Source organism: Campylobacter concisus (assembly GCF_003048675.2).
In the GTDB taxonomy this organism is placed as follows: Bacteria; Campylobacterota; Campylobacteria; order Campylobacterales; family Campylobacteraceae; genus Campylobacter_A; species Campylobacter_A concisus_F.
The window spans coordinates 1,458,408-1,484,387 of the sequence record NZ_CP060707.1 but is presented as its reverse complement, the minus strand read 5'-3'; the positions used below and the strand labels follow the sequence as shown (position 1 = coordinate 1,484,387).

Sequence of the window (25,980 nt, the reverse complement as noted above, 5' to 3'; positions counted from 1 at the left end):
GACCTATCCACGCAGCCTTCAAGCAAATTTTAAAAACTAACCTTGCTTTACTTTTGCTTTACTCTATTTTTGATAAAATTAACCACTTTTAATGAAAGGCTTAAACTTGAAAATTTTAGTAACAGGTGGAGCTGGATATATCGGCAGCCACGTAGTAAAAGCACTTTTAAAGCAAGGCAAAGATGAGATAACCATCATCGACAATCTCTGCAAGGGCTCACAAAAAGCACTTGAGGCACTCCAAAAGATAGGAAATTTTAAATTTATAAATGCAAATTTAGAAGATGATCTAAGCGAAATTTTTGCAAATGGTAAATTTGATGCGATCATCCATTTTGCAGCGTTTATCGAGGTCTTTGAGAGCATGAGCGAGCCGCTAAAATACTATCTAAACAATACCGCAAACGTCGCAAGGGTGCTAAAATACGCAAAAACTTACAACGTAAATAAATTTATATTTAGCTCAACTGCCGCAGTTTATGGCGAGCCAGACGTGGCAGAAGTTAGCGAAACAACGCCTACAAACCCGATAAATCCATACGGCAGAAGCAAGCTCATGAGCGAGCAGATCATCAAAGATTACGCCGCTTCAAATGAAAATTTCAAATTTGCGATTTTGCGCTATTTTAACGTCGCAGGCGCAGACGAGGAGGGGCTTATCGGTCAAAACTATCCAAACGCCACGCACCTTATCAAAGTAGCCGTCCAAACAGCACTTGGCAAGCGCGAGAGCATGGGTATCTTTGGCGATGACTACGCGACAAAAGATGGCACATGCGTTAGAGACTATATCCACGTTAGCGACCTAGCAGACGCTCACATAAGCGCGCTTGATTACATCAGCCAAAACGATAGCGAAACTTTTAATGTGGGATATGGCAGGGGATTTAGTGTAAAAGAGGTCATCGAGACCGCAAAAAAAGTAAGCGGAGTAAATTTTAAAGTGCTAAATGCGCCAAGAAGGGACGGCGACCCAGCTATCCTCATCTCAAACGCAAGTAAACTGCGCTCGCTAACAAGCTGGAAACCAAAAAGAGACGATCTAGCGCTCATCATAAAAACCGCCCTTGAGTGGGAAAAGAGAATTTAAGGATAAGCATGAAAATAGCAGTAATTGGAACTGGATATGTTGGACTAGTAAGTGGTGCATGCTTTGCGAAAATGGGCAACAGCGTGATCTGCGTCGATGTCGATAGTAAAAAGATCGAAGCGCTAAAAAACGGCGTCGTGCCGATATATGAGCCTGGGCTTGCTGATATTGTGAGTGAGTGCTACAAAAATGGCTCGCTTAAATTTAGCACGCAGATAACCGAGGCGCTAGAGCATGCAGATGTGCTATTTATCGCGGTTGGCACGCCTATGGGCGCTGATGGACAGGCGGATTTAAAATACGTCCTATCAGTTGCCAAATCTATCGGAGAAAATTTAAGCAAACCGCTAATTGTAGTCGATAAATCAACCGTTCCAGTAGGCACTGGAGCTAAGGTGCACGAGGTGATCGAGGCTGAGCTTAAAAAGAGAAATGTAGAGATCAAATTTGAAGTAGTTTCAAACCCAGAGTTTTTAAAAGAGGGCGCGGCGGTTGAAGATTTTTTAAAGCCAGACCGCGTAGTTATCGGAGCTAGCAGCGAGTGGGGCTTTAGCGTGATGAGAGAGCTTTATGAGCCATTTATGAAAAATCACGACAGGCTCATTTGTATGGACGTAAAATCAGCCGAGATGACAAAATACGCTGCAAATTCGATGCTAGCAACCAAAATAAGCTTTATAAACGAGATAGCAAATATCTGTGAGCGCGTAGGAGCTGATGTAAATTTAGTAAGAAAAGGCATCGGCAGCGACTCAAGGATCGGATATAGCTTCATCTACCCAGGCTGCGGATACGGCGGTAGCTGCTTTCCAAAAGACGTCGAGGCGCTCATCTACACAGCTAGACAAAATGGCTTTGAGCCAGAGCTTTTAAACGCGGTTGAGTCAAGAAATAAGGCTCAAAAAAGAGTTCTATTTGATAAAATTTATAACTTCTTTGGCGGCGATCTAAAGGGCAAAACGATCGCACTTTGGGGGCTTGCATTTAAGCCAAATACCGATGATATGAGAGAGGCTAGCTCGCTAACTTTGATAAAGCTTTTGGATGAAGCTGGCGCAAAAGTGGTCGCTTACGATCCAAAAGCAAGCGAAGAAGCGAAAAAATATATGCCAAATATAGATGTGAAATACGCTAAAAATAAGTATGACGCTCTTGATAACGCCGATGCTATGGTGCTTGTGACAGAGTGGAGCGAGTTTAGATCGCCTGATTTTATGGAGATCAAAGAGAGGCTAAAAAACGCCGTCATATTTGATGGACGCAACCAGTATAACGCTAAAGCTTTAGCCGAGCATGGATTTAAGTATTTTCAGATAGGCGTCAAAGCATGAAGCAAATTTTATCTCTCATAGCTTGTTTATTGCCTTTTGCGCTTTTTGCTAGCGATGAGGCAGGCAAAAGCGAAGCAAAGATGCAAGAGCAGGTTTTTGAGTTGCCCATCTCAAAGATGCCGAATGATTATTTTAAATATGAAGCTGCATTTTTTAAAGAGGTGCAAACGGATTGCGAATTTGCTATGCTAGAGGGCGGACATTTAGATAAAAAAGGGGATAAAAGCGGGGTTTATTATGAATTTAGCGCAGAAGATGTGCCGCTTAAACCTTGTGGCGGCAAAAGTAAAAAGAGGCAAATTTATTATGAATTTACTCAAATTTTGCCTGGCATTAGCCCCATTAAGATCGTAACCCCACAAGGCGTGGGCGCAGAGATAAGAATTTATGAACGTTTAAAAACGATAAAACCAAAAATTTTAAAAAGGAAAGAGAAATGAAAATAGCAGTAGTAGGACTTGGATATGTGGGACTTCCACTAGCAGCAGCTTTTAGTGAAAAGTACGAAGTGGTCGGCTTTGACGTAAATGCAAAACGTATAGAAGAGCTTAAAAGTGGCTATGATAGAACGCTTGAGCTTAGCAACGAGCAGATGAAAAAAGCGATCGATAATGGCATGAAATTTAGCCTAAATTTAGATGACATCAGAAGTTGCAACTTCTTCATCGTAACCGTCCCAACTCCGATAGATAAGAACAAACGCCCTGATCTAACCCCAGTGGTAAAAGCGACTGAGAGCGTGGCAAAAGTGCTTAAAAAAGGAGACATCGTTGTCTATGAAAGCACCGTTTATCCAGGCGTTACAGAAGAAATTTGCGTGCCACTTCTTGAAAAGAGTGGGCTTAAATTTAACAAAGACTTCTTCTGCGGCTACTCTCCAGAGCGCATAAACCCAGGTGATAAAGAGCACACTGTTACAAAGATCAAAAAGATCACAAGTGGCTCAACTCCAGAGATCGCTGACAAGGTCGATGAAATTTATCGCTCGATCATCACAGCTGGCACTCACAAAGCTTCAAGCATCAAAGTAGCAGAGGCAGCAAAGGTCATCGAGAATACTCAGCGCGACATCAACATCGCCTTTATAAACGAGCTTGCGATGCTGTTTGAAAAGCTCCACATCAACACTATCGACGTGCTTGAGGCTGCAGGTACTAAGTGGAATTTCTTAAATTTCCGTCCAGGTCTAGTCGGCGGTCACTGCATCGGCGTAGATCCATACTACCTAACTCACAAAGCTCAAGAGGTAGGCTACAACCCTGAAATGATCCTAGCAGGTCGCCGCATCAACGATGATATGGGTAGATATGCAGCCGATCAAGTGATAAAACTAATGATAAGAAAAGGCGTGCTTATCAACAAAGCGCGCGTGCTTGTTCTTGGTATGACATTTAAAGAAAACTGCCCAGATATAAGAAACTCTCGCGTTATAGACGTGGTTGATGAGCTAAAAGACTTTGGCTGCAAGGTCGATGTGACTGATCCTTGGGCTGATAGCGCTGAGGTAAAACACGAGTACGGCTTTGATCTAGTAAAAGAGTATAACCTAGACGACTACGACTGCATCGTGATCGCCGTAGCTCATAATGAATTTAAAAAGCTTAACCTAAAAGGCCACTTGGTTTATGATATAAAAAATATCTACCCAGAGGCTGACGCTAGGCTGTAAGGAATTTAGTGCACAAAGTAAGCGTAAATTGTAAAATTTTACTTATCTTTCTAGCTGCTTATCTGTTTGGATTTGCAGCTAGGATGCTTTGGGTATTGTGGGCAAAGGATATGCCAGAGTTTTACTTTAATGGCGAATTTATGCTTACGACAAATGACGCATACTATTACGCAGAGGGCGCTAGAGATATGCTTGCTGGCTTTCATCAGCAAAGTGACTTTAGCCCCTTTAATCACCCAATCTCAACAATAGTTTTTTATATTTGCAAAATTTTACCTTTCAAGATCGAAAGCGTGATATTTTATATGAGCGCGCTTTTAGCACCACTTATCGCGCTTCCAGTTATCTTGATATCAAATGAGTTTAAAGCTCTAAAAGCTGGAGCTGTGGCGGCATTTATGAGTGTTATCTTGCCAGGTTATCTTGTAAGAACGTCGCTTGGCTATTTTGATAGCGATATGCTAAATGTTACGTTTGCGCTTTTCATCATCTATCTTTTGATCAGACTTTTAAATGCAAATGAACAAAAATTTATCGTTTTGCCTGGAGTTTTTGTATCGCTTTATCTTTGGTGGTATCAAAGCTCTTATGCTCTTATTTTAAGCATTATCTTTATCTTTTTTATCTACACGCTTGCTTTTATGCGAAGCAGGATAGAAAACTACCAAGCGATATTTTTTATGTTTATAAGCATCGTTAGTTTCAATATTTTTTCAAAAGATCCACTCATCGCAAATAAAATTTTGATTTTAAATTTAGCGGTTATTGCTTCATTTTACGCCATTTTTTGCAAATATAAAAAACTACTTTCACCTAGAAATTTAAGCATTTTTCTAGCTATTATGCTAGCTATTTTTATCTATTTTGGTGGTTTTGATCTTATCATCTCAAAGATTGGCAGTTACGTTTTAAAAAGCAGTTCAGAGGTTGCAAGTAAATTTCACTTTATAAGCGAATACACGCTAATTGATGAGGTAAAAAGCGCTAGCCCTTTATACTTTGTCTATTTCATGGCTGGAAATATCCTTATTTTGCTAGCTGCAGCGGTTGGATATCTAGCGCTTTGCTTTAAATTTCGACCATTTTTACTTAGCTTGCCACTGCTTGGACTTGGCGCTTTATCGCTATTTGGCGGAGTTAGATTTGCCATGTATGTAACGCCACTTGTTGCACTTGGTTTTGGGTATTTCTTACACTTTTTTTTAAATTTATTTGACCTTAGAAATTCTCTTAAAAATTTATCCTTTTTTATCTTTGCAGCTGCTGCGCTTGCTCCAAATTTAGAGATCGCTTACTCTTATAGACCGCATACTTTGATCACGCACGATGAGGCAATGGCACTTGATCAGTTAAAAAAAGCTGCTAAGCGCGATGATTACGTGCTTTCGTGGTGGGATTATGGATATGCGGTAAGATACTTTGCTGATGTTAAGACACTAAATGATCCTGGCAGGCAAGGCGGTGAGAACGGCTATTTTGTTAGCCTTGCATTAAGAAAAGATGAGGCAAGCTCGGCTAAGCTTGCAAGAGTAGTGAGCGAGTATAACGACATATCGTTTGAGAAAAAGAGTAGAGTGCTAGAAGAAATTTTAAAAGATCACAATACAAGCGATCTAAATCTCTTTTTAAGCCAGCTTGAAAGCACAAATTTCACTCTGCCAGCGGCAAAAAAAGAGGTTTTTTACTATCTTGTGCCAGATATGATAGATATCGCTCCAAACATCTTTAGATATAGCTACATTGATGTTATGAGCGGTGAGAGGCCAAAAGAGGAGTTTTTTTACTACATTAGCCCTATAAATAGCATTAGCGAGGCTGGCATAGATCTTGGAAATGGCTATATCTTGCCGCTAAAAGAGCCAAAATTTATCACACAAAATGGCGAAAAAGTGGCGGTAAAGTCCTTTTATAAGATAAAAGGCTCTGGCAAAGAGCTACAAATAGATGAAAAAACTATCGACAACAAGGCGAAAATTTCTGTTTTGTTTTTGGAGGACTATGCACGCGTGGTTTTAGTTGATGAAAATGCCTTAAATTCAGCCCTTGTGCAGCTTTTTATATTTGAGCGAGCAGATGAGCGATACTTTGAGCCATTTGTCATCTCAAGTGGCGTAAAAATTTACAGGTTAAAAGTCTAATGCTAATCAATCTAATAAGCTCGATCGTCGTTTTTGTCGTATCAATGGGCATAAATTTCTTTCTTACGCCATTTATCTTAAAAAGTCTTGGCAACGAGGCATTTGGTTTTGTGGGACTTAGTAACGCCATCGTTAGCTACGCAGCAGTCGTGAGCGTGGCGATAAACTCAGTGAGCGGGCGCTTTGTCGCTCATGCGTGGCACAAAAAAGACCTAAACCTTGCAAACACCTACTACTCATCAGTGCTTGTTGTAAATATCTTCTTTTGCGCCGTAGTCGTAGTGCTTAGCTCTGTTTTTATACTAAATTTGCAAAGCTTTTTAAATGTCCCTGAAAATTTACTCTTTGACGTGAGAATGACCCTTGTTTTTTACTTTATAAATTTCTGCGTTGGGCTATTTAACGGCGTTTTGACGGTTTGTGCTTTTGTGACAAACAAGCTCTACTTACTCTCCATCAGAAACGCCATCTCAAGCGCGATCCTAGCAGCTCTCATCGTGGCGCTCTTTTTCTTTTTTAAGCCATTTATCTCATACATCGCCATTTCAGCGCTAGTTGCTAGCCTTTTTGTCTTTTTTAGCACCATTTTTATGTCAGCTCGCATCACACCGGAGCTAAAATTTAGCCTTAGTAAATTTGACTTTTCTAAGATAAAAGAGCTTTTAAGCTCTGGCATTTGGAACAGCTTTAATGCGCTAAACCGCATACTTTTAACAGGCATGGACCTTTTTATCTGCAATATTTTCGTAAGTGCAAACGCCACTGGCCTTCTTTCAGTCGCCAAGGCCGCTCCTATCATACTTGAGAGCTTTGTAGCGCAGCTTAGCGGTATCTTTGCGCCAAAATTTGTCGAGCTTTACTCTAAAAATTTGATCACGGACCTCATAAAAGAGGCTAAATTTTCAATGAAGGTGATCGCCTTTGTGATGAGCGCTCCGGCTGCATTTTTCGTCGTTTTCGGGCTTGATTTTTACACGCTTTGGCTACCTTTTAAAAGCGCAGAAGAGGTTAAATTTATCTACAACGTCTCGATGATCACGCTAGTGCCGATCGTCTTTATAAGCTTTGTTTTTTCGCTTTTTAACCTTGATAGCGCGACAAACAAGCTTCGCCGACCAGCCATTGCCAACACTATCCTTGGTGTTAGCACGATCATAGCGCAGATCGCACTGCTTAAATTTAGTGGCTACGGCGTTTATGGTATCGTCATCGTCGCAGCCGTTTTTTATAGTATAAGAATTCTTGGCTTTGACCTCATAAATGCCGCCTTAAATTTAGAGGTGAAACTCACCACGTTTTATGGGGTTTATTTTAAAAATTTAGCCGTTTTTGCGCTCTGTGTGCTTGCGATGTTTGCCTGCAAGGACTTTGTGAGCTTAGATAACTGGCTAAAATTTGCTATCTTTGCTGCGATATACGCCGGCGCAGCTTATGTTTTGGGATATTTTTTGTTTTTTAATGCCTTCGAGCGAGGCATAGTCTGGCGTAAAATTTTAAAAAAATTTAAAAGGTCTTAAATGAATGAAATTTATCTGATCTCTTTGGCTAAAGACACCAAAAGGCGCGAGCTTTTGCAGCAGAAATTTGGCTCTTATGATAGCTTTAATCTAATAGACGCAGTTGATGGCAGGGAGCTAAACGCGAGGGAGTACTATAAGATCATTTCGCCATCGTTCAAAGCTTACGGCAAGGTTCTAAGCCCTGCTGAGGTTGGCTGTTCGCTCTCGCATGTGAAAGCCTATGAGGCTTTTTTAGCAAGTGATGCGAAATTTGCCCTCATCTTTGAAGATGACGTGATCGGAGATGATGAGGCGATAAAAGAGGCCTTTTTAGCAGCTAGCAAAATACCAGAAGAGAGCGTGCTCATATGTGGCATGCAAGATGGGCTAGAGGGCAGGTTTAGCGCCTTTGGCAAAAAGGTGGATACTAGCCTAAGCAAGCCACTTTGGCAGGTCTCAAAGCACTCATTTTCAAGCATTTATAGAGCTGGGGCTTATGTGCTAACTAAAAAAAGCGCTAAAAATTTGCTTGAAATTCATAAAAATGCGCTTTGCACGACCGATGTTTGGGACTATTTGCTTGGCGTTAATGATATGCAGATGTATTTTTGCGACCTTTTTGCACATCCAACTGATCTAAGCGGCTCAAACATCGAGGGCGAGCGCCTTGAGAGAGGATACAGCGCAAATTTAAAGGCCTATATAAAAACATTTAAATTTATACTTTTCTCACGGCTTGAAAAACTTCAAGGCTATGAGAGAATTTTTAAAAGGGGCTAAATGAGCGAGCCATTAATCAGCATCGTAACAGCGACCTACAAGCGTCCAGAGCTTTTAAAAAAGGCCATAAAAAGCGCTCTAGCTCAAAGCTATAAAAATTTAGAAATAGTTGTGACCGATGACGGCGATGACGAGAGTGCGAGTGAAATTTGCAAGAGTTTTAACGACGCAAGGATCAAATTTGTAAAAAACAGCGCTCACAAAAAGAGCCCAAATGGCAATAAAAATAACGGCTTTGACAACGCAACTGGCGAGTTTGTCTGCTTACTTGACGATGACGATGAGCTTTTACCAGAGGCGATTGCTTTGTGCTATGAAATTTTAAAAAGTGGCGAGTATTCGTGCGTTTTTGCAGACGCGATCTGCGAAAAAGATGGCGTGATGACAGAGGTCGTGGCTGGTAGAAGCCCATATAGCAAGAGTGGGGCGATGAGCAAGGTTGATTACCACTGCGGGCGGATAAATGGCGAGTATTTTAAGCTTTTTTCGCGTGAATTTATAGATGATTTTAGGTTTGATGAGAGCATTTTTGGCGGCGAAAACGAGCTTTACATCCGCTTTTTTGAAAAAAATGTCTTCTACCTTAAAAAGCCACTTTACATCTACCGCATAGCAAGAAGCGATAGTGCGACGTTAAATGCTGGCAAGCACGCGCTAAACGTGGCAAACGCTTACATCAAAACAGCAAATTTGCACTACGATATCGCTATAAAAAATGAGCCAAAATTTCTAGCTATGCAGTATAAAAACGCCGCTTACTACGCCAAAATAGCAGGCGAATATGGCCTTATGCTAAGGTGTATCTTTAAAAGTCTTAGCATTAAATTTAGTAAAGAGGCGTTTATATTTTTGCTGCTTTGCCCGCTTCCAAGTGGCATTTTACCAGCACTTTCAAGGCTTAGAGTGAAGATCAAACAAAGGTTTGGCGTATGAGGATATTATTTGTCACATCAACACTTAGAAGTGGCGGTGCGGAGAGAGTTTGCGCGGTGATCGCATCAAGATTTAGCATGGATCACGAGGTAAGCCTTGTTAAATTTGACAAAGATGAGCCATTTTACGAGCTAGCAAGTGGTGTGAAGCTTATAAATTTAGGCGTTGGGGCTGATGAGCTTGGCTTTGTTGGAAATTTAAAAAAGAGAGTTTCAAAGGTGCTTGCTTTAAGAGCGCTCATACGAGAGGGCAAATTTGACGCTGTGATATCATTTTTAGATGCCGTAAATACCTTGGTGCTCTTTAGCTCAGCTGGGCTAAAAACGCCTATAATCATAAGCGAGCACACAAACTATCTTGCACCAAAAAGAGCCATTTTTAAGGTGCTAAGACGCATAAGCTATCCATTTGCTAACGCACTTAGCGTATTAAGCGACGAGGATCTTAGCTACTACTCGAAATTTTGCAAAAATGTGATGAAAATTTACAACCCACTCTTTGAAGAGGTGCGCAGTGAGAGTTTTGATAAAGAAAATTTAGTCATCTTTGTTGGCAGACTAAATAAGATAAAAAACTGCGAAATGTTTGTAAGAGTGGCTGCAAGCCTAAAGCAAAGCGGCTATAAATTCGCTGTCGCTGGAGATGGCGGCGAGAGAGCAAATTTAGAAAATTTAGCTAAAAATTTAGGCGCTGATGTCCAGTTTTTAGGCAATGTAAGTGACATCGCCTCGCTTTATAAAAGGGCAAAGGTGCTGCTCTCTTGTTCAAATTTCGAGGGTCTTGGAAACACATTGATAGAGGCGATAAACTACGACTGTGTGCGGGTTGCGACAAGAACTAGCGGGGCAAAAGAGCTTATAAAAGATGGTTTTGATGGCTTGCTTTGCGAGATAAATGACGCTGATCAGATGAGCGAAAAGCTTGCAAATTTGCTGCAAGATGAAGCAAAAATGGGCGAATTTACCAAAAACGCAAGAGCTAGACTTGATGAGTTTAGCGTGGAGCAAATTTATAAAAAATGGCTGGAGCTTTTAAAGCTTGGAGGTGTGAAGTGAAAATTCTTTTTGTCATAGCTGCGCTTAGAAACGGCGGGGCTGAACGTGTGCTAAACGTGCTTGCAAATGAGCTTTGCAAAGACAATGAGATCACTATCGCTATTCTTGAAGAAGACCTTGGGCTTTATAAATTTAGTGAAAAGATAAATATCATAAACCTTAACGTCACTGGCTCGGGACTGGCTTTAAAATTTAAGAAAATTTTGGCTCTTAGAGCGCTTTTTAAAGAGCAAAGGGCTGATCTCATAATTAGCTTTATCGACTGGACAAACGTCGCTTGCGTGCTGGCAAATGCTGGGCTAAAGAGCAAACTAATAGCAACCGAGCACCACGAGCACAGCTACTTAAAAAGCAAAATCGCAAGTGCCATGCGTGATATTAGCTACCTCTTTGTAGATGGCTTAAGCGTGCTAAGTAAAAGCGACTACGACTACTATAAATTTGCCAAAAATCGCGAGGTCATCCACAACCCACTTTTTATCGATGTGCCTGAAAATTGCGAGAAGCAAAATGTCATCTTAAGCGTGGCAAGGCTGGAGGTGGTAAAGGGCTATGATATCTATTTTGAGGCGCTTAGCAAGGTGGATAAGAGCTTGCTTGATGGCTGGGAGATAAAGATCGCAGGCAGTGGCAGGCAAGAAGCCGAACTGAAGCAAATGGCGTCAAATTTAGGGCTTAACGTCAAATTTCTAGGTCACATGAGCGACGTTAGCAAGCTTTATAGCGAGGCAAAAATTTTTACTCTTAGCTCACGAAGTGAGGGGCTTTCAAATGTGCTAATAGAATCAGGCGCTTTTGGTTGCACTAGGCTAAGTAGCGACACTGTGGGCGCAAGAGAGCTTATAAATGATGGCATTGACGGGCTTATCTTTAAAAATGGCGACAGCAATGATCTAAAAGAGAAGCTTGAGATGCTTTTAAAAGATGAAAATTTAAGGCAAAAACTAGCAAAAAACGCCAGCGAAAGTGCAAATTTATTTAGCAAAGAAAATATCATCAAGCAGTGGCGAGAATTTATAAAAAAGGTTGTTAGCAAGTGAAAAAATTAGCCGTTTTTTTATACTCGATGGGGCCTGGCGGGGCTGAGCGAAATGTGGCAAATTTACTGCCATTTTTGATCAAACGTTATGAAGTTCATCTCATCTTAATGAGCAAGGTCATCGCCTATGAGATCCCAAACGAGGTGAAAATCCACTTTATAGAAAATAGCGATCCTTATGAGAGCGGGCTAAAGAAGCTTGCAAGGCTCTTTTTAGCGATGCCAATGCTTGCCTTTAAATATAAAAATCTTTGCCAAAGCTTAAACATCGACACGCAGTTTGTGCTGATGAACCGCCCTTGTTATATCGCTGGGGTTGCTAGGATTTTAGGGCTAAAGGCTAGGCTGGTTATCAGCGAGCGAAGTTGTCCATCGATCCTATATAAAGACGATCTAAGCGGCAGGGTTAATAAATTTTTACTCACTCATCTTTATAAAAAGGCTGATCTAATCCTCGCAAATGCAGCTGGCAACAAAGAGGATCTGGTGCGAAATTTTGGTATGAGCGAGGCAAAAACAAAGGTGCTTTATAACGCCCTTGATCTAAAAACTATAAATTTGCTAAAAGATGAGCCACTTGAGAGCGACTTTAAGCCATTTTTCATAAACATAGGTCGCCTTGATAGCGGTAAAAATCAAGCCATGCTAATAAAAATAATCGCATCAATCAACGACCCTTGCGCCACGCTTGGCATCCTTGGCAAAGGGCCTTTAAAAGACGAGCTGCAAAATTTGATAGATAAATTTGGCGTGGGCGAGCGAGTAAAGCTTCTTGGCACTGATAAAAACCCTTTTAGGCATATAAAAAACGCCTCTTGCTTGCTTTGTGCCTCGCGTTTTGAGGGCTTTTCAAACGTCTTGCTTGAAGCGCTAGCATGCGAAAAAACTATCATCTCAACCGAGCATAAGAGCGGCGCAAAGGAGCTTTTGGGTGAGAGCGAGTTTGGCATTTTAGTACCTGTTGATGACGAAAATGCTATGAAAGAGGCGATGATAAAAGTGCTTAATGAGCCAAAGATAAGGCAAAATTTTGAAAATGTTGCGTATAATCGGGCTAAATTTTTTGATAGTGAAAATATAGCGAGCGAGCTTATAAAATTTTTGGAAAATCCTAATGAATAGAAATTTGTTTTTTAAAAATTACTCTTTATACCTTATGATATTTGTCGCAGTCATCTTTGGCATGGTTTGCAGGCTTTACTGGGTCTTTTGGGCGAGCGAATATCCGGTATTTTTCTGGAACAACGAGCTGATGATCAGCACAAACGACGGCTACGCATTTGCCGAGGGCGCAAGGGATATGCTGGCTAGCTTTCACCAAGAAAACGACCTTAGCTACTACGGCTATCCACTCTCGACACTTACTTACTGGATCGTGAAATTTCTAGGCGTCAAGCTTGAGACGGCGATGATTTATATGAGCGTCTTTTTCTCGTCGCTTGTGGCTGTGCCTGTTATCTTGATCGCAAATGAATACAAAGCAAAAATGGCTGGCTTCATTGCTGCACTTCTTGCAGTGATCGCAAATAGCTACTACAACCGCACTATGGCAGGATATTACGACACTGACATGCTCATCATCCCACTTAGCGTTTTTGTCGTTTGGGGGCTTGTTAGAGTGCTTGAGAAAAAGGACGCAAAGAGCCTGATAATAGCACCTTTAAGCGTGCTTATCTATATGTGGTGGTATATGAGCGCCTTTTCGCTTATTAGCATTTTAACTGGACTATTTTTACTTTACACGCTCATTTTTGATAGGAAAAATCCACTTTTTTACCTTGAAATTTCTCTGCTTTTACTTGCTATCTCAAACCTTGATCTAACTCTTAAATTTATCGTTGTCATCGCTATTTATGCACTTTGCTTACTTAAAAAAGATGTGATAAATTTAAAATTTGTTCTTAGTGTTTTGGCGGTTATATTTATCGTCTTTGTCATCCGTGGCGGGCTAAATCCGATAATCTTTCAGCTTAAATTTTACGTCTTTAGAGATGCGCCTGAAGTTGGCGGCATGAGCTTTCACTTTTTTAATGTCAATCAAACCATCCAAGAGTCAAGCGTTGTTGATTTTACGCTATTTTGCGAGAGGATCAGCGCAAATGTCATCACATTTTTGATCTCGCTTGCTGGCGTCGCTCTTTTTTGCTACAAGCACCGCTCATTTGCCGTCTCGCTTGGCATGCTCGCACTTGGCTTTTTGGCCTTTAAAAGCGGCCTTAGATTTACCATTTACGCCGTGCCTATCATGGCGCTTGGCTTTGGCTACTTAGTGGAGTTTGTGCTTACAAATTTAAAGCTAAAAGGAGCCGTGCTAAATCTCATAAGAGCCTTCATAGCGGCCCTAGTGCTTGCTCCAGCACTCATTCACATCTATGGCTACAAGGCTGAGCCAGTCTTTGTAAATAAAGAGGTTGAAATTTTAAATAAGCTAAAAGGCATCGCAGGACGCGAGGACTACGTGGTTGCATGGTGGGACTATGGATATCCGATTAGATATTACAGTGATGTTAAGACGCTAATTGACGGCGGAAAGCACCTTGGACGTGAAAATTTTGCCGTGAGCTTTGCGCTTGGAAGCGACGAGATGAGCTCGGCAAATATGGCAAGGCTCGATGTCGAATACACTGAGCGAAATTTCAAAGAGCACTTTAATGGAAACTTGGCTCAAATTTTAAAAGATAGAAATTTAAGCGTTGATCAGTTTTTTAGCGAGATAAAAGAGGCAAATTTTAGCCTGCCAGCAAAGAGCAGAGAGATATATTATTACCTGCCAGATAGGATGCTTAGCATTTTCCCTACGATTTTGCAGTTTAGCAAGATCGATCTAAAAAGTGGTAAAAATTTAAACAATGGACTTTTCATCACCACTAGAGCGATCTCGCAAAGCGAAAAGGGCATTAGGCTAAGTGGTGGATTTACTCTAACAAGTGATGTCACAAATTTGATCTATGATGGCAATGTCTTACCACTAAGATCTTTCATAGAGACCGACTACAACGAGGCTGGCAAGCTAAATGTAAAAGAGTATAAAAATAATGAAAGTTCAAACATTTCTGTCATTTTTATGAGGGATTATGGTAGATTTATCATCCTTGATGAGAGCATTTTAAATAGCGCCTACATCCAGCTTTTCGTGCTCGAAAGATACGATCCAAAGGTCTTTGAGCCAGTCATACTTGATGGGGCGGCAAAAGTTTATAGGCTAAAGAGGTAGATATGGCAAGGATAGGATTTTTAAGCCATGCTGATATGAGCATACACTTTTTTAGACGCCCTATAATGCAGGCTTTAAAAGATATGGGGCATGAGGTTTTTGCTATCGCTCCAAAAGGAAATTTCACTAATGAGCTTGCTAAAAGCTTTCACACCGTCACCTACGAGCTTGACAAGGCGAGCCTAAATCCACTAACCGTGATAAATAACTCAAAAAAACTATCTCAAATTTTAGGCGAGCTAAATTTAGACCTGCTTCAAACTGGCGCTCACAAGTCAAATGTCTTTGGCACATTTGCTGCTAAAAACGCTGGCATAAAGCACGTGATAAATTTGGTTGAAGGCCTTGGTAGCTTTTATATCGATGATGATATTAAGACAAAGGCCGTGCGTTTTGTCATGGAGAGCCTTTATAAGCTCTCTTTTGCAAAGGCTGATGCTTGCATCTTCGTAAATGACGCAGATCCAGACTATCTGATCTCTAAAAATTTGATAGATAAAAGCAAGGTGTACCGCATAAAAAGTGTCGGCGTCGATACTGCTAAATTTGACCCAGCTATCACGCAGGCGGCGGACTTGGGTGAAAAAAAGGTGGTTCTCATGATAGCCAGAGCCATGTGGCACAAGGGTGTTCGTGAATTTTATGAGGCAGCAGAAATTTTAAATGGCTATAAAAACTGCGAATTTGTCTTTGTGGGCGAGGGCTTTGCTGGTAATAAATCAACCGCCAACGAGAGCTTTTTAAAAGGTGGCAAAGTGCGATATCTTGGTGCTAGAAACGACATACCACAGCTTTTAAAAGCTTCTTACTTACTGGCTTTGCCAAGCTACAAAGAGGGCTTTCCAAGAACGGTTTTAGAGGCGATGAGCATGGCTAAAGCAGTCGTTGCAAGCGACGTGACAGGCTGTAATGAAGCTGTAAGAGAGGGCTACAACGGACTTTTATGCAAGGTAAAAGACGCAAGCGATCTTGCTAGTAAGATAAAAATTTTACTTGATGATGAGGAGCTTTGCGCTAAGCTTGGAGCAAATGGCAGAAACTGGGCGGTTAGCGAGTTTGACGAGAAGCAAATCGCAAAAAGATATATAGAAATTTATAGGAAATTTATAGATGTATAGAAATTTTTTAAAGAGGGTGATTGACATTTTGGGAGCTTTGTTTTTGCTCATTTTAACATCACCTATCATCATAGCAACGGCGATTTTTATCTACTTTAAAGTAAGCCGTGATGTCATTTTCACGCAGGCAAGACCAGGGCTAAATGAGAAAATTTTTAAAATTTATAAATTTAAGACGATGAGTGATGAGCGTGACGCAAATGGCGAGCTTTTGCCAGATGAGCAGCGTCTTGGTAGATTTGGCAAACTTATCCGCTCTCTTAGCCTTGATGAGCTACCACAGCTTTTTAACGTGCTAAAAGGCGATATGAGCTTCATTGGACCAAGACCGCTTTTGGTTGAGTATCTACCCATCTATAACGAAACGCAAAAGCATCGCCACGACGTGCGCCCTGGTATCACAGGCCTAGCACAGGTAAATGGTAGAAACGCCATAAGCTGGGAGAAAAAATTTGAGTACGACGTCTATTACGCTAAAAATTTAAGCTTTATGCTTGATGTAAAGATCGCCTTGCAGACTATCGAAAAGGTGCTAAAACGAAGTGGTGTAAGCAAAGAAGGGCAGGCGACGACGGAGAAATTTAATGGCAAAAACTAAGAAAATTTACATCTACGGAGCGAGCGGTCACGGCCTTGTAGTCGCTGACATCGCTAGAAGTAACGGCTATGATGAAATAGTTTTTTTAGACGATGCTAGTGAGCGTAAATTTAGCCCAGAGCTTGAAAAAGCTGACATCATAATAGCCATAGGCGATAATAAAACAAGGCAAAAGATCAGCCAAAAGGTGGAGGTCGCTGGCTTTGAGATAGTAAATTTGATCCATAAAAGTGCGGTTGTGAGCGAGAGTTCTGTGATAGAAAAAGGCGCAGTGGTCATGCCAAATGCCGTGATAAACGCAAAAGCTTGCATAAAAGAGGGTGCTATCATAAACTCTGGCGCGGTGATAGAGCATGAGTGCGTGATAGGCAAATTTGCTCACATCAGCCCAAATGCAGCCCTTGCTGGAAACGTTAGCGTGGGAGAATTTACGCACATTGGCATTGGCTCAAGCGTCATTCAAGGCATAAGCATCGGCAAAAACTGCATTATTGGTGCTGGAAGCGTAGTAGTTAGAGATATAAAGGATGGCATAAAGGCTTACGGTGTGCCTGCATGCGAGCGCGCTAAGATATAAATTTAAAAATAAGTGCTAAAATCGCCAAAAATCACGAAAGGTATGAAAATGGATAGGGTTTTTTTATCTCCACCAAACATGAGTGGAAAAGAGCAGGAATATATAAAAAAAGTTTTTGAAAGCAACTACATAGCGCCACTTGGCGAATATGTCAATAAATTTGAAGATAGCATAAAGGCTTATACTGGAGCCAAAGATGCGCTTGCACTATGCGCTGGAACTGCGGCACTTCACCTAGCACTTCGCGTCCTTGGTGTAAAAGAGGGTGATCTTGTGCTAGCTTCTAGCTTTACTTTCATGGCTTCAGTCTCGCCGATACTTTATGAAAAGGCAACTCCAGTCTTTATAGATAGCGACGAGAGCTGGAATTTAAGCCCAGAACTACTAAAAAAAGCGATATCAAATTTACCTAAAAAGCCAAAAGCATTAGTGCTCACTCATCTTTACGGCCAAGCTTCAAAGATGAAAGAAATTTGCGAAATTTGCCAAAACGAGGGTATCGCTTTGGTCGAAGATGCAGCTGAGGCACTTGGTGGATTTTACGGTGGCAAGGCGCTTGGCACATTTGGCGTGATGGGCGGATATAGCTTTAATGGCAATAAGATCATCACCACTTCAGGCGGCGGTATGCTAGTTGGAGATAGCGAATTTGTAGAAAAAGCTAGATTTTACAGCACACAAGCAAGAGAGCCGCTGCTTCACTACGAGCATAAAGACTACGGCTACAACTACCGCTTAAGCAACGTCCTAGGCGCTATTGGCGTGGCTCAGATGGAAGTTTTAGAAAAGAGAGTCGAACAAAAGAGAAAAGTCTTTGATATCTATGAAAAAGAGCTTGGCGATATTTTAGAATTTATGCCAGAGCTGCCAAATTCTCGTGGAAACAGATGGCTTACAACCGGCGTTTTTGCTAAAAAAGATGCACATTTAAAAGTTATAAAAGCACTAGCTGATGCAAACATCGAGAGCCGCCCACTTTGGAAGCCTATGCACATGCAGCCAGTATTTAAAGGCGCGCTAAGTTTTGTTGATGGATATAGCGAAGATCTATTTTCAAGAGGAATTTGCTTGCCAAGCGGTAGCGATATGAGCGAGCAGACACAAGAAAGAGTGATCAAAATAGTCAAGGAAAATGCGTAAATGTTTCATGCAACGAAGTTAAAAAGGCTCGTATTTTTCCTTCTTGGTGATGTTTTTATATTTGTTTTTTCGATATATGCAGCATATCTTTTAAGATTTAACGCCGACATCCCAGATATCTACGTGCAAGGACTTTTTGTAACGGCTGGATTTTTGATCGTATTTAAGCTCTTTTTCATGTGGATGTTTAAAATTTACAAGGTGCCGTGGAGATTTTTTGGCTTAAATGAAGCTCGTAAAATTTTCCTAGCTCACGTTTGCGCGGCGATCTTATTTACGATCGTATTTTTCATCATACAAGATTTTTTAAATCCTTATCCAAGAAGTGTTATCTTTATCGACCTTCTCATCTCGTGCCTACTTATCGGGCTTTTGAGAATTTCAAAGCGTATGGTGCTTGACTTTTCAAACAGACCTCACAAAGGTGAGCCTTGTATCGTTATAGGCGCAACCTCAAAGGCGCTTCACGTATTACGTGGCTTAAAACAGGGTTATCTTGACTACTACGCAGTTGGTGTGGTAGATGGCAGAAGCGACCTTGTTGGCACATATTGTGATGGATTTTTAGTTCAAGATAAAAAAGATATACCAAGCCTTATAAAAGACTACGACGCAAAGACTGCTATCATCGCACTTGCGCTCGATCAAGACGAACTTCAGGCCTTAGTTGATGAGCTAACTGGATATGGCATAAGAGATATGAAACTCTTTTCGCTTATCGAAAATGAGCCGATCAAAGATATCTCGATCGAAGATTTGCTCGCTAGAAAGCCAAAAGACCTAAACCCAGAGGCTATTTCAAATTTCTTAAAAGATAAAAGAGTGCTTGTCACTGGAGCTGGCGGTAGTATAGGAAGTGAAATTTGTAAGCAGTGCTTGAAATATGGCGTAAATGAGCTTATAATGGTCGAGCACAGCGAGTTTAACCTTTATAAAATAGGCGAAGATACAAGAGATAAAAGAACTGTTAGCAAGCTTGTAAACATCACAAATTTAAAAGATTTTGAAGAGGTTTTTGAAGAATTTAGACCAGAGATCGTCATCCACGCAGCAGCTTACAAACACGTGCCACTTTGCGAGCTAAACCCTCGCTCAGCAGTTGAAAACAACATCCTTGGCACAAAAAATGCAGTCGATCTTTCGAAAAAATATGGTGCTAAGAAATTTGTCATGATCTCTTCAGACAAGGCTGTGCGCCCAACAAATATCATGGGCACAACTAAGCGTGTTTGCGAGCTTTATGCGCTAAATTCAAACGAAGCAGGTGTCTGCGAGATAGTTTGTGTACGCTTTGGTAATGTCCTTGGCTCAAGTGGCTCAGTCATACCTAAATTTAAGGCGCAGATCGCTGTAAACAAGCCACTAAGCGTCACTCACCCAGAGATCACAAGATACTTTATGCTTACATCTGAAGCGTGTCAGCTAGTCCTTCAAGCAGCCTCTATCGCAAAAGGCGGAGAGCTTTTCGTGCTTGACATGGGCGAGCCTGTTAAGATCGTCGATCTTGCTAAAAAGATGCTTCTGCTTTCAAACAAAGAGCATCTGGGTATCGAATTTGTAGGGCTTAGACCTGGCGAGAAGCTTTATGAGGAGCTGCTTATCAACAAAGATGACGTTCAAACTAAGTATGAGTCGATCTTTGTGACACACTCGCAGCCTTATGATCTAACTCTTTTAAACTCACAGATAAATGGGCTTTTGCAGCTTGAAGATGACGAGGTAGCACCTGCTCTTAAGGTGATCGTGCCAGAGTTTAATCATGCATTAAATTTAAAAGGCTAGTTTTGGTTATAAAAGATATTAAGAGATTTAGTGACACGAGATATAAGGCAAGGGCGTATATCTGCTATTTATTTAGTAGAAATTTGCCAAACAGACTGCCTGGAGTGTGCTTAGAAAACATAAAAGCTGGTTTTGATAAGATCAGCCACGAGATAGAAAATTTTGACGCACTATACATTTTGGACGAAAATGGCATACAGATCGAAGACTCGATCAGCCTAAATGAAAAGTATAAAATTCCAAAAGGCGAAAACCGCGCAAATAAGGCATACTACTACACCGCTGTGCGCGAGAAAAGGTGCGTTTTAAGCGATCCATATCCATCAAGTCTAAATGGAGGTTTATGCGTCACAGCAAGCGTGCCTATCTATAATGAAAAAAATGAGCTTAAATTTATCGCCTGCATCGACATAAGCCTAGAAAATATCTTAAATATGGTCGATAGTGGCTTTGTCGAGGAGCATTTTGGTAGATTTTTAAAGACAGTATATGCGCTCTTTTGCGCATCGCTTTTTATGATCTGCGCCTTTTTGTTTTGGCACGGCGTAAAGAGCTTTATCTCAAAGAGTATCGAGCATATAAATGTTGAAGAAATTTTTGAATCAACCATTATTTTAACGCTAGCTCTTGCCATTTTTGACCTTGTTAAGACGATATTTGAAGAAGAGGTGTTAGGTAAAAATCACGAAGAAAATAGCGTTATTTATAAGACGATGGTGAGATTTATCGGCTCTATCATCATCGCACTTGCCATCGAAGCGCTTATGCTTGTGTTTAAATTTGCTATCACCGCACCTGAAAATATCATAAACGCTATCTATCTAATAGGCGGCGTGGCTATGCTAATGGCGGCACTTAGCTTTTATCTCTTTAGTGTAAAAAGACAAGAGAACAGATGATTGCTATTATTGATTATGGCGCGGGCAACATCAAAAGCGTGATAAATGCTTTTAAATTTCTTGGGCAGGAGTGCGTTTTAGTAAGTGAGCCTGAGAGTTTAAAAGGGTACTCACACATCGTTTTGCCAGGCGTTGGAGCTTTTGGTGAGGCGATGAAAAAGCTAAAGATGAACGGCATGGATGAGGCGATAAAAGAGGCTGTAAAAAGCGGAAAAGCCTTTATAGGAATTTGCCTTGGCATGCAGCTTTTGTTTGAAAAAAGCTTCGAATTTGGCGAGCATGAGGGGCTTTCTCTTTTGCCAGGAGAGGTTGTTAAATTTGATGAAGCCAAATTTGATAAGCCACTAAAGATCCCACACGTTGGCTGGAATACACTCGAGTTTAAACAAAATAGCCCTTTAAGATTAGGACTAAAAGAGCTTGAGTATTTATACTTTGTGCATAGCTATCACGTGGTTTGTGATGATAAATTTGCGCTTGCAAAGACAACTTATGGATATGAATTTACAAGCGCGGTGCAGCATGAGAATCTCTTTGGCTTTCAGCCTCATCCAGAAAAAAGCCACGAGGTCGGGCTTAAAATTTTAGAAAATTTTGCGAGGTTGTAATGGAAATTTTCCCAGCGATAGATCTAAAAGAGGGGCAAGCAGTTAGGCTTAGTAAAGGGCTCATGCAAAGTGCTAAAATTTATAGCAGTGAGCCAAGTGAGCTTGCTAAGAGGTTTGAAGGTTACGGCGCAAAATGGCTGCATGTGGTTGATCTTGACGGAGCATTTGCAGGAGAAGCTATAAATTTTAACACGATAGAAAAGATAGTAAAAGCTACAAATTTAAAGGTGCAAGTGGGCGGCGGCATAAGAGATGAAGAGCGTATAAAGCGCTATTTGGACCTTGGAGCTAGCAGAGTGATCCTTGGCTCGGTTGCTCTAAAAGACCCAGAATTTACAGCAAAAATGGCTGGAATTTATAGGGTCGTAGTTGGCATAGATGCCAAAGATGGCTATGTGGCAGTACAAGGCTGGGGCGAGGTTTCAAGTATAAAAGCGGTCGATCTTGCAAAAAAATTTGCTGATGTGGGTGTAGAAGCTGTGATTTGCACCGATATTAACAAAGATGGAATGCTTGGCGGAGTTAATGTTGATTTTAGCTTGCAAATAGCTAGAAGCAGCAAGCTTGAGACCATAGCAAGTGGCGGTGTGAGCGATATAAACGACATTTTGGTACTTAAAGAGACAAATGAGATAGCTGGTGTGATCGTTGGTAAAGCTTACTATGAGGGACGACTTGATTTAAAAGATGCTTTCAAACAAGTTGGCTAGCGTTAAAGCTTTTATAAATTTTAATTAGCTAGAATAGGGCAATTTTTACTAAAAGGATATTATGTGAAGATTTTGGTTGTAGATGACAGCTCAACAATGAGAAGGATCATAAAAAATACTTTGCAAAGGTTAGGACATCAAGAAATTCTCGAGGCTGAGCACGGTCTTGAAGCTTGGAATATCTTGACACAAAACGAGGGTATTGAGGTTCTTATTACTGACTGGAACATGCCTGAGATGAACGGTCTTGAGCTTGTTAAAAAGGTAAGGGCTGAGCAAAAATATGTCGATATGCCTATCATAATGGTAACAACAGAGGGCGGAAAAGCCGAGGTTATAACAGCTTTAAAAGCAGGTGTTAATAACTACATCGTTAAACCTTTTACGCCACAAGTTTTAAAAGAGAAGCTTGAAGACGTTCTTGGTTAATGAAAGATAAATTTTACGAATTAAGCATCAAAACATCAAATTTTTATGATGAAATTTTAGAGTTAGTTTTTTCTTTTGGGGTCACCTGTGTAGAAGAGCTAGACCATGAGATCATCATCAGGGAAGAGTGTGATCTAAAAGATATAGCTTGGGGTGTCGAAGAGTATGCAAAAGGGCTCTCTATCGTTCGTAAAATTCCAAATGATTTAAAAATTTCTCTTAATTTAAAAGAAAATAGAGACTGGCTAGGCGAATATAAAAAGGCAGTTAAGCCTATTTTGGTTGATAAAATTTATATTAGACCTAGCTGGGAAGAGCCACTTAATGGCGTAACAAATATCATAATCGACCCAGCTCTAGCCTTTGGCTCAGGGCACCACGAAAGCACAAATTCTTGCTTGCAACTTTTACAAAAATATGCAAAAAGTGGCGATACTGCTTTAGATGTGGGATGTGGAAGCGGGATATTAAGCATCGCTTTAGCAAAGCTTGGCTGCAAGGTCGATGCTTGCGATACAGACGAGCAGGCCACGCAAAGCTCGCTTAGCAATGCCCAGCTAAATGAGGTTAAATTTAATAAAATTTGGACAGGTTCTATTGCAAATTTAGAGCAAAAATATGATATCGTCGTAGCAAATATCATTGCTGATGTCATTTTTATGCTCTCAAATGACTTGAAAAAATCGCTTAAAAAAGGCGGCTATTTAGTATTGTCTGGAATTTTGAACAAATACGAAGATAGGATTAAAGATACGTTTAAGGATTTGGAGCTAGTTGAGATAAAACAGGCTAATGATTGGGTTAGCTTTGTTTATAAGGAAATCGATGAATAATCAAAATAATAACCAAAATAATGGCGATAATAACGGGTTTTTCAACAAAAATCCCATCTTTATCTTTGCTATTTTTGCGATAGTTATAGTTCTAGCTTTTAGAAGCTTTAGTGGTGACGGACTAGGCGGTACTTTTGGGCTTGGTAGTAACGCTCAAAGCAAAATGATAGCTTATTCTGAATTTAAGGATATGCTAAAGAATAAGCAATTAAATGAAGTTGCGATATCTGAAACCACGATAAAAGGCGTTGGTAATGACAAAACCATCTACCTCGCAAAGCGCATAAATGATCCAACGCTCATTGGCATACTTGAGCAAAACGGCATAACTTACAGTGTTTATAGCGAAAATAACTGGTTTGGAGATCTTATATTTTCATGGATCATACCGGTATTTATATTTTTTGCTATTTGGATGTTTATCGCTAGTCGTATGCAAAAGAATATCGGCGGTGGCATACTTGGCATAGGAAGTGCGAAAAAACTTATAAATTCTGAAAAGCCAAAAGTTAAATTTGACGACGTTGCAGGCGTTGAAGAGGCGAAAGAAGAGGTTCAAGAGATAGTTGACTATCTAAAAAGCCCAGATAAATACCTAAGACTTGGAGCTAAAATTCCAAAAGGTATTTTGCTAGTTGGCCCTCCAGGCACTGGTAAAACACTTCTTGCTAGGGCAGTTGCAGGCGAGGCTAGTGTGCCATTTTTCTCTATGTCAGCATCAAGTTTTATAGAGATGTTTGTTGGAGTTGGTGCAAGTAGGGTTAGAGACCTTTTTGAAAATGCCAAAAAAGAGGCTCCAGCGATCGTCTTTATAGATGAGATCGATGCGATCGGTAAGAGCAGAAATTCTGGTCCCATGGGAGGAAATGATGAGAGAGAGCAGACACTAAATCAGCTTCTTTCTGAGATGGACGGCTTTGATGCGGATAAGTCACCAGTTATTGTTATAGCAGCTACAAACAGACCTGAGGTTTTGGATGCTGCGCTTTTAAGACCGGGTAGATTTGATAGGCAAGTGCTTGTTGATAAGCCTGATTTTAAGGGACGTTGCGACATTTTAAAAGTTCATATGAAAGATGTAAAGATCGGCAAAGACGTTAATATCGAAGATATCGCAAGGCTTACTACTGGTTTAGCAGGGGCTGATCTTGAAAATATCATAAACGAGGCAGCTCTTCTTGCAGGACGTAAGTCAAAGACTTTTGTTGAGCAGGCTGATCTAGTGGAGGCTGTCGAGAGATCGATAGCTGGTTTAGAGAAAAAATCACGCCGCGTAAATCCAAAAGAGAAAAAGATAGTCACTTACCATGAAAGCGGCCATGCCTTGGTAGCTGAGCTAACAAAAGGTGCAAAAAGAGTGACAAAAGTCTCAGTCGTGCCACGCGGTCTTGCAGCGCTTGGCTATACGCTAAATACACCTGAAGAGAATAAATTTATGATGCAAAAGCATGAACTACTTGCAGAAGTCGATGTTCTTTTGGCTGGTAGGGCTGCTGAAGAGGTCTTTATAAAAGAGATATCAACTGGAGCTAGTAATGACCTAGAACGTGCAACTGATATCATAAAAGCTATGGTTAGTATGTATGGTATGAGCGATGTTGCCGGTCTTATGGTGCTTGAAAAGCAACGCGCGACATTTTTAAATGGTGGACAAAGCATAAAAGACTATAGTGACAAAATGGCCGAAAAAGTCGATGAATTTGTAAAAGCGCTTCTTCATGAGAGATATACAGCTGTGCTTGGTCTTCTTGAAATTTATAAAGGTGCCATTGAAAACATGGTTTCGGCACTTTATGAAGAAGAGACTATCGAGGGGAAAAGAGTTAGAGAGATCATCAAAAACTACGAAGAAGAAAATGGTCTTGAAAGCAGGCTTGTAGAGCTTGAAGAAGAGGAAAAAGGCAAAAAAGAGGAATAAAATGAGTGGTTACATCGCTAAAGCAGGGTATAAATTTATATTATTCTTTTTGATTTTATTTGTTATATCTGTTTTATTTGGTATTGCGCCGCTATTTTTTATAGCGTTACTTCTTTTAACTCTTTATTTTTTTAGAGATCCTGAAAGAGAGCCTTTTACTGACGATAAACTAGCCTTGCTTTCGCCTATAGATGGCAAGATAAAAGAGATCAGTGTTTCAAATTTTGATGATAAAGAGGTAGCTAAGATAGTTATCTCAAAGCCCTTTTTTGGCGTAGGCACGCTAAGGGCAGTTAGTGACGCTAAGGTCGTTGATATCAAAAGAAGGCACGGACTATTTTTATGTCAGGCTATGAAAATTTCAGAGATGCTAAACGAAAGAGCGATAATTCGTTTTGAAAAAGGAAATATCAAATTTGCTATGAAGATCATAGCTGGAGTTTTTAGCAGAAGTTTGGAAATTTATAACATTACTAGTCTAAAAGCCTCTAGAAAATTTGGCTTTTTAGGAAGCGGAGAAGTGATTTTATACTTGCCAAGAGATACTAAAATTTGTGTAAGTGTTGGCGAGAGCGTTAAAGCTGCTTCACTTCTTGGATACTTTGAAGAGGAAAAATAAA

The 25,980-nt window shown here is 40.6% G+C and carries 24 protein-coding genes; all 24 read left to right on the top strand.

Annotated elements, in window-relative coordinates:
* Positions 1-106: 106 nt before the first annotated feature.
* The 24 genes from galE (at position 107) to CVT00_RS07315 (ending at position 25,979) form a co-directional block, all read left to right on the top strand.
* Entirely contained in the window at positions 107-1,090 is a 984-nt protein-coding gene (gene galE / locus CVT00_RS07430) for a UDP-glucose 4-epimerase GalE (protein ID WP_103558792.1), read from the top strand.
* Between the two features lie 8 nt (positions 1,091-1,098).
* Complete coding sequence (locus tag CVT00_RS07425; protein ID WP_103558791.1) at positions 1,099-2,421, top strand: UDP-glucose dehydrogenase family protein; 1,323 nt, start codon at positions 1,099-1,101, stop codon at positions 2,419-2,421.
* Positions 2,418-2,861, top strand: coding sequence for an ecotin (locus CVT00_RS07420; protein ID WP_103558790.1), 444 nt, complete (start codon positions 2,418-2,420; stop codon positions 2,859-2,861). The genes CVT00_RS07425 and CVT00_RS07420 overlap by 4 nt, the downstream gene beginning before the upstream one ends.
* Positions 2,858-4,090: a nucleotide sugar dehydrogenase gene (locus tag CVT00_RS07415; protein ID WP_002939912.1), complete on the top strand. Its 1,233-nt coding sequence runs from the start codon at positions 2,858-2,860 to the stop codon at positions 4,088-4,090. Before CVT00_RS07420 ends, CVT00_RS07415 begins: the two co-directional genes overlap by 4 nt.
* An 8-nt stretch (positions 4,091-4,098) precedes the next feature.
* Positions 4,099-6,228 (top strand): STT3 domain-containing protein, encoded by a 2,130-nt coding sequence (locus CVT00_RS07410; RefSeq protein WP_107914622.1) that lies wholly within the window; start codon positions 4,099-4,101, stop codon positions 6,226-6,228.
* Entirely contained in the window at positions 6,228-7,745 is a 1,518-nt protein-coding gene (locus CVT00_RS07405; protein WP_103558788.1) for an MATE family efflux transporter, read from the top strand. Before CVT00_RS07410 ends, CVT00_RS07405 begins: the two co-directional genes overlap by 1 nt.
* Complete coding sequence (locus CVT00_RS07400) at positions 7,746-8,507, top strand: glycosyltransferase family 25 protein (RefSeq protein ID WP_103558787.1); 762 nt, start codon at positions 7,746-7,748, stop codon at positions 8,505-8,507.
* Positions 8,508-9,440: a glycosyltransferase family 2 protein gene (locus CVT00_RS07395; RefSeq protein ID WP_103558786.1), complete on the top strand. Its 933-nt coding sequence runs from the start codon at positions 8,508-8,510 to the stop codon at positions 9,438-9,440.
* Positions 9,437-10,495 (top strand): glycosyltransferase, encoded by a 1,059-nt coding sequence (locus CVT00_RS07390; RefSeq protein ID WP_103558785.1) that lies wholly within the window; start codon positions 9,437-9,439, stop codon positions 10,493-10,495. The genes CVT00_RS07395 and CVT00_RS07390 overlap by 4 nt, the downstream gene beginning before the upstream one ends.
* Positions 10,492-11,535 carry a glycosyltransferase gene (locus CVT00_RS07385; protein ID WP_107914620.1) on the top strand — a complete coding sequence of 348 codons (1,044 nt, stop codon included), beginning with the start codon at positions 10,492-10,494 and terminating at the stop codon, positions 11,533-11,535. Before CVT00_RS07390 ends, CVT00_RS07385 begins: the two co-directional genes overlap by 4 nt.
* On the top strand, positions 11,532-12,656 hold the full coding sequence (gene pglJ / locus CVT00_RS07380) for an N-acetylgalactosamine-N,N'-diacetylbacillosaminyl-diphospho-undecaprenol 4-alpha-N-acetylgalactosaminyltransferase (protein WP_107914618.1): 1,125 nt from the start codon (positions 11,532-11,534) through the stop codon (positions 12,654-12,656). Before CVT00_RS07385 ends, pglJ begins: the two co-directional genes overlap by 4 nt.
* The gene (locus CVT00_RS07375) at positions 12,649-14,748 is read left to right on the top strand and encodes an STT3 domain-containing protein (RefSeq protein ID WP_107914616.1); all 2,100 of its coding nucleotides are present in this window, start codon (positions 12,649-12,651) and stop codon (positions 14,746-14,748) included. The genes pglJ and CVT00_RS07375 overlap by 8 nt, the downstream gene beginning before the upstream one ends.
* Positions 14,749-14,750: 2 nt before the next feature.
* Entirely contained in the window at positions 14,751-15,866 is a 1,116-nt protein-coding gene (gene pglA, locus CVT00_RS07370; protein ID WP_107914614.1) for a N,N'-diacetylbacillosaminyl-diphospho-undecaprenol alpha-1,3-N-acetylgalactosaminyltransferase, read from the top strand.
* Positions 15,859-16,464: an undecaprenyl phosphate N,N'-diacetylbacillosamine 1-phosphate transferase gene (gene pglC, locus CVT00_RS07365; protein WP_021091777.1), complete on the top strand. Its 606-nt coding sequence runs from the start codon at positions 15,859-15,861 to the stop codon at positions 16,462-16,464. Before pglA ends, pglC begins: the two co-directional genes overlap by 8 nt.
* Positions 16,451-17,041 (top strand): UDP-N-acetylbacillosamine N-acetyltransferase, encoded by a 591-nt coding sequence (pglD, locus tag CVT00_RS07360; RefSeq protein ID WP_107914612.1) that lies wholly within the window; start codon positions 16,451-16,453, stop codon positions 17,039-17,041. Before pglC ends, pglD begins: the two co-directional genes overlap by 14 nt.
* Positions 17,042-17,089: 48 nt before the next feature.
* Entirely contained in the window at positions 17,090-18,181 is a 1,092-nt protein-coding gene (gene pglE, locus CVT00_RS07355; RefSeq protein WP_107914610.1) for a UDP-N-acetylbacillosamine transaminase, read from the top strand.
* Positions 18,182-19,963: a UDP-N-acetylglucosamine 4,6-dehydratase (configuration-retaining) gene (pglF, locus tag CVT00_RS07350; RefSeq protein WP_107914608.1), complete on the top strand. Its 1,782-nt coding sequence runs from the start codon at positions 18,182-18,184 to the stop codon at positions 19,961-19,963. It begins immediately after the preceding gene.
* 2 nt (positions 19,964-19,965) lie between these two features.
* Entirely contained in the window at positions 19,966-20,862 is an 897-nt protein-coding gene (locus CVT00_RS07345) for a PDC sensor domain-containing protein (protein ID WP_009294679.1), read from the top strand.
* Entirely contained in the window at positions 20,859-21,470 is a 612-nt protein-coding gene (gene hisH / locus CVT00_RS07340; RefSeq protein WP_107914606.1) for an imidazole glycerol phosphate synthase subunit HisH, read from the top strand. Before CVT00_RS07345 ends, hisH begins: the two co-directional genes overlap by 4 nt.
* The gene (gene hisA / locus CVT00_RS07335; protein ID WP_107914604.1) at positions 21,470-22,180 is read left to right on the top strand and encodes a 1-(5-phosphoribosyl)-5-[(5-phosphoribosylamino)methylideneamino]imidazole-4-carboxamide isomerase; all 711 of its coding nucleotides are present in this window, start codon (positions 21,470-21,472) and stop codon (positions 22,178-22,180) included. Before hisH ends, hisA begins: the two co-directional genes overlap by 1 nt.
* A 63-nt stretch (positions 22,181-22,243) precedes the next feature.
* Positions 22,244-22,609, top strand: a complete 366-nt coding sequence (locus CVT00_RS07330) for a chemotaxis response regulator CheY (RefSeq protein WP_002939933.1) — start codon at positions 22,244-22,246, stop codon at positions 22,607-22,609.
* A complete protein-coding gene (locus tag CVT00_RS07325) occupies positions 22,609-23,442 on the top strand; it encodes a 50S ribosomal protein L11 methyltransferase (RefSeq protein ID WP_107914602.1) in 834 nt (277 codons plus the stop codon). Before CVT00_RS07330 ends, CVT00_RS07325 begins: the two co-directional genes overlap by 1 nt.
* Entirely contained in the window at positions 23,435-25,360 is a 1,926-nt protein-coding gene (gene ftsH, locus CVT00_RS07320) for an ATP-dependent zinc metalloprotease FtsH (protein ID WP_021087314.1), read from the top strand. The genes CVT00_RS07325 and ftsH overlap by 8 nt, the downstream gene beginning before the upstream one ends.
* 1 nt (position 25,361) lies before the next feature.
* Positions 25,362-25,979, top strand: coding sequence for a phosphatidylserine decarboxylase (locus CVT00_RS07315; RefSeq protein ID WP_107914600.1), 618 nt, complete (start codon positions 25,362-25,364; stop codon positions 25,977-25,979).
* Position 25,980: the final 1 nt, after the last annotated feature.